Source organism: Glutamicibacter sp., assembly GCF_035257265.1.
Lineage (GTDB): Bacteria > Actinomycetota > Actinomycetes > Actinomycetales > Micrococcaceae > Glutamicibacter.
In genome coordinates this window covers 165175-178499 of the sequence record NZ_DATEXC010000039.1, presented here as the reverse complement: position 1 = coordinate 178499, position 13325 = coordinate 165175, and the positions used below count along the sequence as shown (strand labels likewise).

Sequence of the window (13325 nt, the reverse complement as noted above, 5' to 3'; positions counted from 1 at the left end):
ACTTAGAGTCCTAATTGCGTCAGGCATGCGGCAACGCGTCCCCGGTCACTATCGTCCAGTCCTAAAATTGGCAGTGGAAGGCAGGATCGCTGAGCCAGACCCAGCTGTTCTGCGATTGCTGCGACTACGCGCAGGCTTCCGCCGCATTCGGTGAATAACGCCCATAGTGGGGCTAGTTGAGCCGATTCGGCCAGCGCCTCGGCAGTGTTTTCCACTTGGGCTGCGCGGGTGATCCGTAATGCGAGCTCGGGTAAGGTTCCGCCGATAACCGAGTACCACGCGTCGCAGCCTGCAGTTAAGCCTTGGGCGGCCGAAGCGTCACCGGATACCCCGATGCTCACGTGCTCGGGAATGACTGCCCGAATTCTGGCTACGTGTTCTCGGGCTTTGGCCGCTACGGGTGGAACTGCCGGAATTTTGATAGAGGCAATACCCGGTAGCTCGGTCAGACGCCGATAGAGGTCGAGGCTAAAGGAGAAATGCGTGGTGCCGGGATTGTCATAGACAATCACCGGTAGGTCGCTGTGTTCGGTAAGCGTGCGAAACAGCTCGAAAACATCGGCTTCGGTCAGCGGCTGATAGCTCATGGGTGCCAGCAGCAGTCCTGAAGCTCCCGCGCGTTGTGCCGCCGTGGCATGGGCTAGAACCTGTGAGGTGCGCAGCGCACCAACTCCGACAAAGACCGGTGTGTCCCCGGCATGCTCAACCGCCAGGTGCGCAACCCGGGCGCGTTCTTGCGCGCAGAGATAAGCATAGGATCCGGTGGAGCCAAGCGCGGTAATAGAATCTACTCCTGCGCGGCTCAGACGTCCGATGAGTGTGGAGAATGCGGCTTCATCTAATTGGTCGTCGATCAGCGGGGTAAGTGGGAATGCACTGAGGCCGGTAAACATGATCGAGTCTTTCGCGGTTGCCGAGTCGATGGAGGTTAGAACGCCTTTCGAGCGCCAATTCGTAGGTTAGCACGGTGCTCTCCGAGTGCCAGCGAGGTGACAAAAAGGGTTACCTGCAGGTCCAAAATTTCTGACTTGGGCGGCCTGTTCCGGTTCTGGAGGGGCCAAGAGTGCACGAGGGCTTTGCAAAAATGCACGAGCTTTCAAGCATTCTGTGCGCAAAATCCATTGACTGGCCCGAGCGGCCGCCATAGCTTTGATGTGTAACCTGAATCACCTTTCAGGTTTGGGGAATCACACTCCGCACAATTTCACTTCGGGACCTGTTCCAGGCATTGGACGCCCCGCGAGGAAAGGCTAGACACGTGAAGCGAAGCAGCAAGGTCGTAACGGCACTGACACTTAGTGCCGGGTTGGCATTAACCGCCTGCGCACCCACCGCCGAAACCGGAACCAGTACAGCAGGCGGCGACGCCGCGAAGACTGTCAACGTCGGCATTGTTTACTCGAAGACCGGCCCTCTGGCCGCTTACGGGGATGCCTACTACGAGGGGCTGAAAGCAGGCCTCGACTACGCCACCGATGGTACCAACAAGGTCGGCGATACCGAACTGAACATTACCTATCACGATGATGGCGGAGATCCGGATAAGGCGGTGACCGTCGCCAAAGAGCTGATCGGCAAGGACTACAAGATCCTCGCCGGGACCGCCTCATCTGGTATCGCGCTGAAACTCGTGGAGCAGGCGGCACAGAACAAGGTGCTTTACATTTCCGGTCCGGCAGCCTCGGATGCCATTACAGGTGCGAACAAGTACACCTTCCGCTCGGGACGCCAATCCATGCAGGATGTGGCTACCGCGGGTACCTTCGTTGATGATCTAAAGGACAAAAAGGTCACGGTTTTCGCTCAGGACAACGCCTTTGGGCAAGGTAACTTGGCCGCCGTTGACGCGATCCTCGGCGCGGAGGGCGCCAAGGTCAGCTCCATCCTCGTTCCCGAGGACGTCACCGAGTTCACCCCCTTCGCACGCCAGCTAGTCGACGCCAAACCAGACCTGGTCTTCGCAGCCTGGGCCGGTGCAACCTCCGGTTCCATGTGGCAGGCACTGGATCAGCAAAGCGCCTTTGATGTCGCACCAATCGTCACCGGTCTGGGCGATGTGGCAACCTACGGTGCCTTCGGCGACGCAGGGGAAAAGATCTCTTTCCTCAACCACTACTTCCCGGGTGCTGCCGGCACCGAGATTGAAAAGTCTATGATTTCTTCGATTGAAGAAGCAGGCAAGGAAGTTGACCTGTTCTCTCCTGACGGATTTGTCGCCGGACAAATGATTGCCCAGGCGGTCTCCGAGGGCGGGGACGACGTAGAAAAAATGGTCACCTCGCTCGAAGGGTGGACCTTTGAAGGCCCTAAGGGCGAAACAACCGTACGCGCCTCGGACCACGCATTGATCCAGAACATGTACCAGGTGTCCCTGTCCAAGGACGGCGAGAAGTGGATTCCAGAACTTGTGGAGACGGTGCCGGGCGAAGAAGTCGCACCTCCAGAGGTTGTTAATTAATCCCCGCGCCTCACGCACCAAAAACTCACAAAGGTAAACCCCATGCAGAAGACAACACCAGCCTTGGAGCTTCAAGGCGTGGGACTGCAGATCGGTGGAGCTCGCATCCTCGAAGATGTCAGCTTCACCGTGCAGCCCGGCGAAATGATCGGCGTGATCGGACCCAACGGCGCCGGAAAAACCACCTTGTTCAACCTCATCTCGGGGGTGCTCAAGGCAACCAGCGGTACCATCGCGATGTCCGGACGAACCATGGACAAGCTACCGATTCACGCTCGTGCAGCCGCCGGGCTGGGGCGCACCTTTCAGACCTCTTCACTATTCCCAGGATTGGACGTCACCGAAAATATCCGGCTGGCCGCCCAATCCAAACTCGGAAAGTCACTGTCTTTGCTCAGCTTCCCGCGCAGCGGGGATCAGGCTGGCGAGATTGCCGAGGACTGCATCAGGCAAGTGGGCCTAGAGGCTAAGGCTCACGCCCGTGCGGCAGATCTTTCCCATGGCGATAAACGCAAGGTTGAGATTGCGATGCTGCTCGCGGCAGACCCAGCGGTGATCCTGCTCGATGAACCGATGGCGGGAGTCGGCTCCGGTGATGTCCCCGGCCTGGTAGAGATCATCCGCCGCATGCACCGAGAATCAGGACGCACGCTGATGATGGTCGAGCACCACATGGACGTAGTGCTCGGGCTGGCTGACCGGGTCGCTGTGATGCACAACGGCAGCCTACTGGCCATCGATGAACCGGATGCGATTATCGCTAATGAGACGGTACAAAGCGCCTATCTCGGACAGGGAGCAGCTTAGATGAGCCCGGACAATATTGAACCAATCCTCCGCGTGCAGGGCCTGCGCGCCGCCATCGACGGCTCCCAGGTCGTGGACGGGGTCGACTTTGACGTCCCTGCCACGGGCATTACCGCGCTTCTTGGCCGCAATGGTGTGGGTAAGACCAGCACCATCAAGTCAATCATCGGTCTGATTACGCGCACTGGCGGAACCATCGAGTTGGCCGGAGAACGAATCGAAAAGGTTCCGACGCACAAGATCATCCAACGTGGTGTGGGATATGTACCCGAAGACCGGGAGGTGTTCTCCGCGCTGAGCGTGGCCGAAAACCTGAAACTTGCAGAACGTGATGAGCACCCCAACCGCCAATTAGTTGACGAGCTCTTCCCCGACCTGGTCAAGCGTGCACATCAGGCGGCCGGTTCGCTCTCGGGCGGCCAGCAGCAGATGGTCTCGCTGGCGCGTGCATTATTGAACAACAACAAATTGCTGCTGGTCGATGAGCCGACCAAGGGCCTGGCACCAAAAATCGTGCAGGAGGTTGCGCAGGCGCTTGCCATAGCAGCTCAAAGTGTGCCGATCCTGCTGGTGGAGCAGAACCTCGCGGTGGTCCGCCAACTGGCGGCTGGCGCGATCATCCTCTCCGGAGGCAAGGTAGTGCACCGTACCGAATCTGCCGCCGATTTTCTCAATGACGAGGCACTGACCCAGCGGTTCTTAGGTGTGCAAAGCGAAGGCGCGGTGGAGCAATCTGCCGAAACAACTAGCGGAGGGATGCTATGAGCACCCTGATACTTCTTTTGATTACCGGTGTTGGGCTTGGCGCCTTGTACTTCTTGGTGGCCTCCGGGCTGTCACTGATTTACGGACTGATGGGCGTGCTGAACTTTGCCCACGGCGCCTTTTTGACGCTAGGAGCCTTTGTCTCTTGGGAGATGTCCCGGCGTATTGGCGAGGGTACCTGGCTGACCTTTATTATTACGCTGGTCATTGGTGCCGCGGTCGGCGGAGTATTTGCGGCCCTGACCGAATTTGCGCTGATTCGTCCGCTGTACAACCGGCATATTGAACAGGTACTGGTGACCGTTGGTTTATCGCTGGCGGCCGTAGCGATCTTCGAAGGTGTGTGGGGAACCGACCCGCAGTACACCAAGGGACCCGAATGGTTCACCCGGACCACAGACGTACTCGGGGCCCAGGTGCCCAACGATCGATTTGTCACCATAATTGTGGCGGCCCTGGTGTTGCTAGGCGTGGTGCTGTTTTTGAAGAAGACCCGCTACGGAATGATCATCCGAGCCGGCGTGGAGAACCGTTCAATGGTGACCGCGCTGGGCATCGATGTACGCAAGGCCTTCACCTTGGTGTTCACCATTGGTGGGGCCGCGGCCGGCATTGGCGGGGTACTGGCAAGCCACTACTTCGGGTATGTGTCCCCGGCACTGGGTGGTTCACTGCTGATCTTCGCGTTCATCGTGACCGTGATCGGCGGGCTTGGCTCGTTGGCGGGAGCTGCCATAGCCTCCGTGGTGGTCGGGGTGCTGCAACAGATTACAAACTTCTACTGGGGCGTGGGTGACTTCGTGGTGATCGTGTTGTTGGCGGTTGTCCTATTGACTAAGCCCACCGGACTGATGGGGAAGACAGCATGAGCCCTGAACCTACAAATACTTTGCCTTCTGAAGAATCTACCGGCGAGCGCAACAACACCTCTGCGGTCAATACCGTGGATAAAGTAGCCCGCCGGGTTCGCGTCCAACCAGCACGCAGCGCTCAAGGCCCGCGTTCAAAGGTCGGCGCCTGGGGATTGGGTCTGGCCGGATTGCTGCTTATGGCGGCGTTGCCGCTGTTGAACATCTCAATTCCGGGCATCTTGCCTACCCCCACTTATCAGCCGGGGTCCTTGCAGCTCCTGGCGATGTGCATGTTGATGGCTGCTGCGGCGCTGAGCTATCACCTGCTCATTGGCGTGGCCGGGCTATTGTCCTTCGGGCACGCGCTGTACTTTGGTGCAGGGTCCTATGGGCTGGCGATTATTTTGAATAACTTCGGTTTGCCGTTGTTGCCGGCTATGGGGTTGACCCTGGTGGTGGCGTTGGCGCTTTCCGCAGTGACGGGCATGGTCGCGTTACGGGTGACGGGTATTCCTTTTGCCATGGTGACTCTGGCTTTCGCACAGGCCGGCAGCGTGCTGGTTCGCCGTAATCCCGGCGGAGCTACCGGTGGTGAGGAGGGGGTGAGCCCTGATGCCGCTGGTATCCCAGACTTTTTGATTGGCGTGGCCAATACCCGCAACCTTTATTGGCTCTCGCTGCTGACCTTGCTGATAGTGATTGTGGTGGTCACTTGGGTGCAGTCGTCACGTGCCGGACATGTGGCGGCGGCCGTACGCGAGAATGAGTTGCGTGTGCGGGTGCTGGGGTTGCAGCCCTATTGGGCGAAACTGCTGATTTTTGTGGTGGCAGGTGTCCTGGCCGCAGCGGTGGGCATGGTGTTTGTGCTCTTGCAATCGGGAACCGTGCCTCGGCAAGTTTCTGCTGACTTCACGATCACCTTGCTGGTGATGGTGGTGCTCGGCGGGGTCGGGTCGAAGTGGGGCGCGGTGATTGGTGGAGTGCTGTACACGCTACTTGATCAGCGGTTGAGTGCCTTCGCGAACTCCATCGCCGTCGAGTCATTACCAGCCATCTTGCATGTGCCACTGTCCGAGCCGCTGTTTATCCTTGGCGCACTGTTTGTGCTGGTGGTGCTCTTCATGCCTGGTGGTCTCACCGGTGCGGTGCGCCGGTTGCGTGAGCGTCTTTCAGCTAATTCAGCAGCCAAGCGGAATTAGGAAGCGGCGATGACAAGAGATCTTGGGCTGCACACACTGGGGCGCTGGACTACGGACCGGTCGCTGAGCACTCCGGAACGTATCGCAATTGATGATCGTGGGGTGCGGACCACTTACCGGGAACTGGAACGCCGCGCGGTCTGCTTGGCCCAGAAACTCGTCACTGCGGGTTTTGGTGTGGGGGACAGGATCGCTACGCTCTCGGGAAACAGTGCCGATCAGGTGGTATTGTTTTTCGCTTGTGCCAAGGCCGGACTAGTGCTGGTGCCTCTTTCCTGGCGGCTGACCCCAGCAGAGTTGGGGGAGCAATTATCGATAGCTGATCCGGCGCTTTGGGTCGTTGAAGATGAGTTTCAGAGACTAGCCGAACAATGCAACGCGCAGCTGATCGTTCCGGTGCCCACGGTTGCCATGGGGCCGGCAGGCGTTGAGGCAAGTGTCGAACGAGTCGTTCGGTTAGACACCGAACTACGTGGACAGACTCCGACCGATGACGATCCGCTGCTGATGGTGTTCACCTCGGGTTCCGAGGGCAAACCTAAGGCGGTGGTGCTGACCCACGCTAACTGTTTCTGGAATAATTTGGCACTTTCGCGCACCCTGGACCTGACCAGTGCGGACACCATTCTGGCGGTGCTTCCGCAATACCACTTGGGCGGCTGGAATATTCAGCCGTTGTTAGCCTGGTGGGTTGGTGCCACGGTAGTGCTGGAGCGGACCTTTGAGGCCGGACGCGCCCTGCAATTACTGGAAGACCGCCGGGTCACCAAGATGATGGGCGTACCAGCGCACTACCGGATGTTAGCTACCCATCCAGACTTTGACTCCACCGATTTAGCTGCCTTGAAGTTGGCAGTGGTTGGCGGGGCCCCGATGGCGCCGAGCCTGCTGCGATGCTGGCATGGCCGCGGTGTGGCGCTGGTCCAGGGTTATGGGCTGAGTGAAGCCGGACCGAATGTTCTATGTCTGGCTAGCGAAGAAGCAATGAAGAAAATTGGGTTTGCCGGTAGGCCCTACCCGCATGTGAATGTGAAGCTCGTTGATGTGGTGACCGGCGAAGAAATTCATGGGGCCGGGGACGGGGAATTGCTGGTCAGCGGCCCGAGCGTATCTCCGGGTTATTTCCGTGACAGTTCTGCCAGCGCCCAGACTTTTGTTGATGGGTGGCTGTATACCGGAGATTTAGTTCACCGGGACACCGAGGGATATCTGAAGATCATTGACCGGATCAAGGATCTTTACATCTCCGGAGGTGAAAACATCTCACCTACCGAAGTTGAACAAGTGCTGTTGACTCATCCGGCGGTGGCTGAAGTCGCGGTGATCGGAGTTCCGGATGATCAGTGGGGCGAGGTGGGGCAAGCGTGGGTGGTTTTACAAGCGCATGCTCACGTTGATGCCACGGAGCTGGAGGCGCATTGCGCCAGCAAACTCGCACGGTTTAAGATTCCGGACACCTTCAAATTCACCCCGAGGCTTCCTCGAGTCGGAATTGAAAAGGTTTCTCGCCAGCAACTACGTAACCAGAGCAGGACAGCACAACTTTCACTACGGGAGGAGGAATAGCCATGAGTACAGTGACACCTCGGACACAACGTGGGACTCGTACCCGCAGCAAGATTCTGGCGGCTGCAGAAAAGGTGTTTGCCACCTCCGGCTATCACGACGCGTCGATTGTGAAGATCACCGAATGCGCCGGAGTGGGGCTGGGTACCTTCTACCTGTATTTTGCGGGCAAGCAGGAGATCTTTGATGAGGTAGTGGAAGATCTGAACCGGCGCGTGCGCATGGCAATGACCGAAGCTTCCGCTGCAGCAGAAAATAGGTTTGCCGCCGAGCGGGCAGGGTTCAAGGCCTTCTTCCATTTCACTGCGCAGCATCCCGCCCTTTACCGGATCATTCGGCAGGCCGAGTTTGTGTCACCCGGAGCATTACGCAACCACTACAGCAAAATCGTTGAGGGCTACATCCAAGGCCTTGAGGCTTCACAGCGGACCGGTGAAATCCGGGCGATGGACCCTGAGGTGGCTGCATGGGCCCTGATGGGTATTGGCGAATTAGTGGGTATGCGCTGGGTGCTTTGGGAAGGAACCGAGGACGCTGAGGGGCACCGGCCCCAGGTGCCCGAGGAAGTATTTGAAGAAATGATGAACTTTATTGATCGTGCGTTGGCGCCCGAGGGCGCACAACTGCCTGTGAAAGGTTGAGCCTGATGACTGAAACTAAAACAATACTTGGCTCTACCTCGGGCTCGTTGGCCGGGCGTACCGCGCTGATCACCGGAGGTGCCTCAGGGATCGGACTGGCCTGCGCGAAGAAGCTCAGCGCGCAGGGGGCAATTGTCACCGTGGCAGATCTAAATGCGGCCGCCGCTGATCAGGTGGCTAAAGATCTGGGCGGTGAATCCTGGGCGGTAGATCTGGCAGATACTAAAGCTTTGGAAGAGCTAAGCATTAATACAGACATTCTGATCAATAACGCCGGGGTGCAACGCGTAGCACCGATTCACGAGTTTGATCCCGAAGCGTGGCGGCTCATTCACCGGCTGATGCTTGAATCCCCCTTCCTGCTCATCCGTGCGGCCCTTCCCGGGATGTACGAACGTGGTTTTGGTCGGATCATCAACCTTTCGAGCGTGCATGGTTTGCGAGCCAGCGCCTACAAAAGCGCGTACGTCTCGGCCAAGCATGGTTTGGAAGGCCTATCGAAGGTCACCGCGCTGGAAGGCGCAGAGCATGGGGTGACAAGCAACTGCGTTAATCCCGGATATGTCCGCACCGCGTTGGTGGAGAAGCAGATTCAAGATCAGGCCAAGATGCACGGGATTGCCCCTTCCGAGGTGGTGGAGAAGATTATGCTTACCGAGGCTGCGGTCAAACGCTTGGTGGAGCCCGAAGAGGTAGCTTCCCTGGTGGCATGGTTAGCTCAAGATGAAGCGGGAATGGTCACCGGCGCGTCCTACACCATGGATGGTGGGTGGAGCGCCCGATGATTGCCACCGACTACCGCACCGAAACCGTAAACGTTACAGGTGGCCCGCTGCAGGTGGGCTTGTGGGGACCCGAAGATCCGCAGGCGCCGACGGTATTGCTCATCCACGGAGTGACCGCCTCGCATATCGCCTGGGCCATGGTTGCTCAAGCCCTGCCCGGGGTGCGGGTAATTGCACCGGATTTGCGTGGCCGGGGACGAAGCAACCAGTTACCTGGACCCTACGGGATGCCGATACACGCGGCTGACCTTGCACAGGTAGTGGAACACTTTGCCAGCGGCCCGATCCCGGTGATTGGCCACTCGATGGGTGCTTTTGTTTCCCTGGTATTCGCGGACATGTATCCGGAGCTCGTTTCCTTGCTGTTGCTTGTCGATGGGGGACTGCCGTTACAGGTGCCCGAGGGTTTGGATGACGAACAAATTATCGAGGCAGTGTTGGGCCCAGCAGCGCAACGCTTGTCGATGACTTTCGAATCGGTGGCTGCGTACCGGGAGTTTTGGAAACCACACCCGGCCTTCAGCGAAAACTGGAACGAGTTGGTCGAGGAATACATTAAATACGACCTCGACGGAGTTGCGCCGCAACTGCGCCCGGCGACGAAATATCAGGCATTGGCCGAGGACACGGCCGAACTGCACCGGGGAGCTTCACTGTTTAAAGCTCTGGAAAAATTGCGCCATCCGGTGACCTTCTTGCGCTCGCCGAAGGGACTGATGGGTGCCGAACCTGGGCTGTATACAAAAGAGTATGTGCAGTCGTGGGGACAGAAATTGCGCGGGCTGCAAATCGAAGAAGTGCCAGATACCAACCATTACACGATAGTGATGGATACTCCCGGACGAGATGTGGTGGCCAAGCATATCCAGAAGATGCTTGGACATTCCGCCCCGGTGATCTAACGCCTGGCTGTTTATGCGGGAGGGAAAAGCATGGTGCCGGCGGTGGCCACAACAATTATCACCAGGGTGCCGCATAGACCCAGCACCAGTGCTTTGCCTCCGGACTTCACGATGCTGCGCAGGTGCACGCCTAGGCCCAATGCGAACATCGCGGCCGCCAGTAAGAGAGTCTGCAGGTTCTGCATCATCGAAAGCACCGATTCGGGTAAAAGCCCGGTGGTGCGCAGCAGCATTGCCACGATGAATCCTAGAACGAACAGTGGGATCAGCGGCGGATTTTTCCCGCCTTCTACCGAGTGCTTGCGCCGCATGTAGAGTCCAAGACCAGCAATGATTGGCGCTAGCAGCACCACTCGGGCCAGCTTGACTGTCACTGCGACGGCCAAGGCTGCGGCACTAACCGATCCACCGGCCGCCACCACTTGCGCGACCTCATGGGTTGAAGCGCCGATTAACATCCCGGTGCTGCGATCGTCAAAACCTAATAGGGCACCCAGCAACGGCATAGCTGGAATCATGAGCGTGCCGAAAAGTACCACCAGTCCGATAGCGGTGGCGACCTGATCTTGTTTGGCTCGGGTGACGCCTTCGGTTCCTGCCACTGCGGCTGCGCCACAAATTGAAAAGCCGGTGGCGATCAAGAGTCGCTGGGGAAGTTCGATGCCCATTTTTCCACCGATCCACAAGGTGGCTGCAAAGGTCACGCCGACTGAAAGCAGCACCACCAAAAGTACCCCGGGGCCGAGTCCAATGATGGTACCCAAGGACAGCTGCAGACCGAGGAACACGATGCCCAGGCGAAGTAATTTTTTTGACGCGATCGCGATGCCAGGGTTCAGCGCCTGGGGTACCGGGGCCAGGTTGCGCCAGATCGCACCGAGCAGGATAGCTAAAAGGAGAGCACTGAATCCGCTGAGGAATCGGCTGGCGAAAATACACAACAGTCCGGTGACGAGACAAACGGCGAGCCCGGGGGCCACAGATTTTATGCTGGCGAAGGCCGATAGCCGTGTCGCTGGCAACGGTTCACGTTGCGGATCGTCTGTGTCTGGGGACTGGCTCTTGTTCTGCATATATTCAATTTCTCACGGTGGCGTCTGGTTCGGTATTCCTTGATCTGCTATCACGGGCATATGATCATGATATGGATCGTCCTCCCAATGACTTACAAGATATTGCCCAATGGATTCAGGTTTCATCGCTGACGCTGCTAGTAGGAATCGCGGACCATGGGAGTCTGAGTGCAGGAGCGCGAGCCGTCGGCGTTGCGCAGCCCAATGCCACCCGCGCTTTGAAGACCCTGGAACGACGGCTGGGCTACCCACTAGTTATCCGAAAAACCACTGGATCCACACTGACCGCCGAAGGTGTCCTCACCGTGCAATGGGCCCGAGAGGTCCTGGCTTCCCTTGATAATTTGGCCGCTGGGGCGCGCACCTTGGCAAGTGAAGGAGGAGCCGAATTGGTCTTCGCGGCCAGCATGACCGTGGCCGAATACCTGGCGCCATCCTGGATCGGCACGCTTCACCGAAATCTGCCACAGGTGAAACCGCGTATGCGCATTATGAATTCCCAAGATGTGATCGCCGCGGTGCAAAATGGTGAACTGACGTTCGGATTTGTGGAGACCCCGCAGATTCCTCAGTCCTTGCGCTATCACAAGGTCTGGGATGACGCCATGGCGGTGGTCGTAGCTCCTTCTCATCCCTGGGCGCAGCGAAGCTCTCCGCTCAGCGTGCATGAGTTACAGAGTACCGCGCTCATTGAGCGTGAGGACGGTTCTGGAACTCGGGCATTCCTGGATTATATTTCCCATGCCGAACGGCCCGAGCCGATTGCAGAATTTAACAGTAATTCGACAATTTGCCAGTGTGTAGCTGCTGGAATGGGACCGGCAGTGCTTAGCCAGTTAGCCGTTGCTGGATCACTTGAGCAAGGCAAGCTTGTGGAAGTTGAGTTTGAAGGACCAAGCCTGCTGCGTGAGTTCCGTGCCATCTGGTCACGGAACCACACCTTAAGCGCGACCGAACTAAGGATGCTTGAGATAGCGAGCTTTGCAGGCCGGCCCAGCTAGCGCCCAACCACGCGCCTAGCTGGTGAGCTTGGAGATTTCGGTTTCCAGCAGTGCAGAAAGACGGCGGACACCTTCGGTAATAGTTGCTTCATCCACGGCGCAGAAGGCCAGACGAAGTTTGTGGTGTGCCGATTCGGAAGAGCTGAAAGCTGCACCGGGAATGAAGATAACACCGGCTTCAACGCCTTTTTGCAGAAGCTCGTAGGTATCAATTCCTGCTGGCAGGGTTAGCCAGATGAAGAATCCGCCCTCGGGGTGTGTATGGGTAATTCCGGCCGGTAGATGGGCGGCCAGCGCTTCGAGCATCGCGTCGCGCCGGGACCGGTAGAGATCGTTGTAGGTCTGGATCTGTCCTCGCCAGTCATGCTCGGTGAGGTACGAGCTGATGATCATCTGATTCAACGTTGGCGGGCATAGTGCCACCGCCTCGCCGGCAAGGTAGAAGCGGCGGAACAAATGAGTTGGCAGCGCAGCCCAGCCGATGCGCAGGCCGGGGGAGAAGATCTTGGAGAATGAACCCATATAGATGACATTCGTTTCGTCCAGGCTACGCAACGTTGGGGCTGCCTCACCCTCATAACGCAGCATGCCATACGGGTTATCTTCAAGGATCAGCACGCCTTCTTCACGGCAGATCTGCACGATTTCCGGACGTCGTTCGGCGGCTAGGGTGATGCCTGACGGGTTATTGAAGTTTGGAATCGTGTAGAGGAACTTGATAGTTTCGCCCGCGGCGCGTAATTCGTGAATCTTAGAACGTAGCGCTTCTGGAACCAGTCCGTGTTCATCGGTGAGTACCGGAGCGGCTTTCACTTGGTAGGCCTCGAAGGTATTCAGTGCACCGACGTAGGTTGGGTCTTCGCAGAGTACGGTGTCGCCGGGGTTGCAGAAAACCTTACAGGCCATATCCTGCGCGGACTGGGAACCGTTGGTCACGACAACATCGTCAACCGAGACATTGGTGATGCCCTCGGCAGCCATCACTTCAAGGATTTGTTCGCGCAGTTCAGGAGTTCCTAGGCCTGAACCATATTGCAAAGCCACCGGGCCCTGCTCGGTGATGATGCGCTTGGCGATGTCACCAATTTTTTCCAGGGGAAGTACCTGCAGGTATGGATTGCCCCCTGCCAGCGAAACAAGGGAGGGGTCCAGTGACAATTCGAAGACGTCGCGAACTGCGGACTGCTTGATCCCGGCCGCGCGTTCGGAGAACAGCGCTTCGTGGGTTGTTAACAACGCGTCGACTGGCTGGTTCGTTGACATGGTCCTCCTTGACC

General features: G+C 58.0%; 13 protein-coding genes. 10 read left to right on the top strand and 3 right to left on the bottom strand.

Annotated features, from left to right (window positions below; genetic code table 11):
- Nucleotides 1-2: 2 nt before the first annotated feature.
- The gene (locus tag VJ369_RS11760) at nucleotides 3-893 is read right to left on the bottom strand and encodes a dihydrodipicolinate synthase family protein (RefSeq protein WP_324092257.1); all 891 of its coding nucleotides are present in this window, start codon (nucleotides 891-893) and stop codon (nucleotides 3-5) included.
- Between the two features lie 365 nt (nucleotides 894-1258).
- On the opposite strand from VJ369_RS11760, the gene VJ369_RS11755 reads away from it, so the two are divergent.
- The 9 genes from VJ369_RS11755 to VJ369_RS11715 all read left to right on the top strand — a co-directional run bounded on the left by VJ369_RS11755 (nucleotide 1259) and on the right by VJ369_RS11715 (nucleotide 9974).
- A complete protein-coding gene (locus VJ369_RS11755; RefSeq protein ID WP_324092256.1) occupies nucleotides 1259-2458 on the top strand; it encodes a substrate-binding domain-containing protein in 1200 nt (399 codons plus the stop codon).
- Nucleotides 2459-2500: 42 nt separating this feature from the next.
- Nucleotides 2501-3265 carry an ABC transporter ATP-binding protein gene (locus tag VJ369_RS11750; protein ID WP_324092255.1) on the top strand — a complete coding sequence of 255 codons (765 nt, stop codon included), beginning with the start codon at nucleotides 2501-2503 and terminating at the stop codon, nucleotides 3263-3265.
- Nucleotides 3266-4030: an ABC transporter ATP-binding protein gene (locus VJ369_RS11745; RefSeq protein WP_324092254.1), complete on the top strand. Its 765-nt coding sequence runs from the start codon at nucleotides 3266-3268 to the stop codon at nucleotides 4028-4030.
- Nucleotides 4027-4899, top strand: a complete 873-nt coding sequence (locus VJ369_RS11740) for a branched-chain amino acid ABC transporter permease (RefSeq protein WP_324092253.1) — start codon at nucleotides 4027-4029, stop codon at nucleotides 4897-4899. The genes VJ369_RS11745 and VJ369_RS11740 overlap by 4 nt, the downstream gene beginning before the upstream one ends.
- 179 nt (nucleotides 4900-5078) lie before the next feature.
- Nucleotides 5079-6080 (top strand): branched-chain amino acid ABC transporter permease, encoded by a 1002-nt coding sequence (locus tag VJ369_RS11735; protein WP_324092298.1) that lies wholly within the window; start codon nucleotides 5079-5081, stop codon nucleotides 6078-6080.
- Nucleotides 6081-6089: 9 nt separating this feature from the next.
- Nucleotides 6090-7646 (top strand): class I adenylate-forming enzyme family protein, encoded by a 1557-nt coding sequence (locus VJ369_RS11730; RefSeq protein ID WP_324092252.1) that lies wholly within the window; start codon nucleotides 6090-6092, stop codon nucleotides 7644-7646.
- 2 nt (nucleotides 7647-7648) lie between these two features.
- On the top strand, nucleotides 7649-8287 hold the full coding sequence (locus VJ369_RS11725) for a TetR/AcrR family transcriptional regulator (RefSeq protein ID WP_324092251.1): 639 nt from the start codon (nucleotides 7649-7651) through the stop codon (nucleotides 8285-8287).
- 5 nt (nucleotides 8288-8292) lie between these two features.
- Nucleotides 8293-9072 (top strand): 3-hydroxybutyrate dehydrogenase, encoded by a 780-nt coding sequence (locus tag VJ369_RS11720; protein ID WP_324092250.1) that lies wholly within the window; start codon nucleotides 8293-8295, stop codon nucleotides 9070-9072.
- A complete protein-coding gene (locus tag VJ369_RS11715) occupies nucleotides 9057-9974 on the top strand; it encodes an alpha/beta hydrolase (RefSeq protein ID WP_324092249.1) in 918 nt (305 codons plus the stop codon). Before VJ369_RS11720 ends, VJ369_RS11715 begins: the two co-directional genes overlap by 16 nt.
- A gap of 11 nt (nucleotides 9975-9985) precedes the next feature.
- Here the strand turns inward: VJ369_RS11715 and VJ369_RS11710 are convergent, their stop codons facing one another.
- Nucleotides 9986-11047 (bottom strand): YeiH family protein, encoded by a 1062-nt coding sequence (locus tag VJ369_RS11710; protein WP_324092248.1) that lies wholly within the window; start codon nucleotides 11045-11047, stop codon nucleotides 9986-9988.
- A gap of 71 nt (nucleotides 11048-11118) precedes the next feature.
- Between VJ369_RS11710 and VJ369_RS11705 the strand changes: the two genes are divergently transcribed.
- Nucleotides 11119-12048: a LysR substrate-binding domain-containing protein gene (locus tag VJ369_RS11705; protein ID WP_324092247.1), complete on the top strand. Its 930-nt coding sequence runs from the start codon at nucleotides 11119-11121 to the stop codon at nucleotides 12046-12048.
- A gap of 15 nt (nucleotides 12049-12063) precedes the next feature.
- Here VJ369_RS11705 and VJ369_RS11700 read toward each other — a convergent pair whose 3' ends face one another.
- Nucleotides 12064-13311 carry a PLP-dependent aminotransferase family protein gene (locus VJ369_RS11700; RefSeq protein ID WP_324092246.1) on the bottom strand — a complete coding sequence of 416 codons (1248 nt, stop codon included), beginning with the start codon at nucleotides 13309-13311 and terminating at the stop codon, nucleotides 12064-12066.
- Between the last annotated feature and the right edge of the window lie 14 nt (nucleotides 13312-13325).

Coding starts and splice junctions, on each gene's coding strand:
- VJ369_RS11700 (WP_324092246.1), bottom strand. CDS start 13,311: ATGTCAACGAACCAGCCAGTCGACGCGTTGTTAACAACCCACGAAGCG.
- VJ369_RS11745 (WP_324092254.1), top strand. CDS start 3,266: ATGAGCCCGGACAATATTGAACCAATCCTCCGCGTGCAGGGCCTGCGC.
- VJ369_RS11725 (WP_324092251.1), top strand. CDS start 7,649: ATGAGTACAGTGACACCTCGGACACAACGTGGGACTCGTACCCGCAGC.
- VJ369_RS11710 (WP_324092248.1), bottom strand. CDS start 11,047: ATGCAGAACAAGAGCCAGTCCCCAGACACAGACGATCCGCAACGTGAA.
- VJ369_RS11705 (WP_324092247.1), top strand. CDS start 11,119: ATGGATCGTCCTCCCAATGACTTACAAGATATTGCCCAATGGATTCAG.
- VJ369_RS11730 (WP_324092252.1), top strand. CDS start 6,090: ATGACAAGAGATCTTGGGCTGCACACACTGGGGCGCTGGACTACGGAC.
- VJ369_RS11740 (WP_324092253.1), top strand. CDS start 4,027: ATGAGCACCCTGATACTTCTTTTGATTACCGGTGTTGGGCTTGGCGCC.
- VJ369_RS11760 (WP_324092257.1), bottom strand. CDS start 893: ATGTTTACCGGCCTCAGTGCATTCCCACTTACCCCGCTGATCGACGAC.
- VJ369_RS11735 (WP_324092298.1), top strand. CDS start 5,079: ATGGCGGCGTTGCCGCTGTTGAACATCTCAATTCCGGGCATCTTGCCT.
- VJ369_RS11720 (WP_324092250.1), top strand. CDS start 8,293: ATGACTGAAACTAAAACAATACTTGGCTCTACCTCGGGCTCGTTGGCC.
- VJ369_RS11750 (WP_324092255.1), top strand. CDS start 2,501: ATGCAGAAGACAACACCAGCCTTGGAGCTTCAAGGCGTGGGACTGCAG.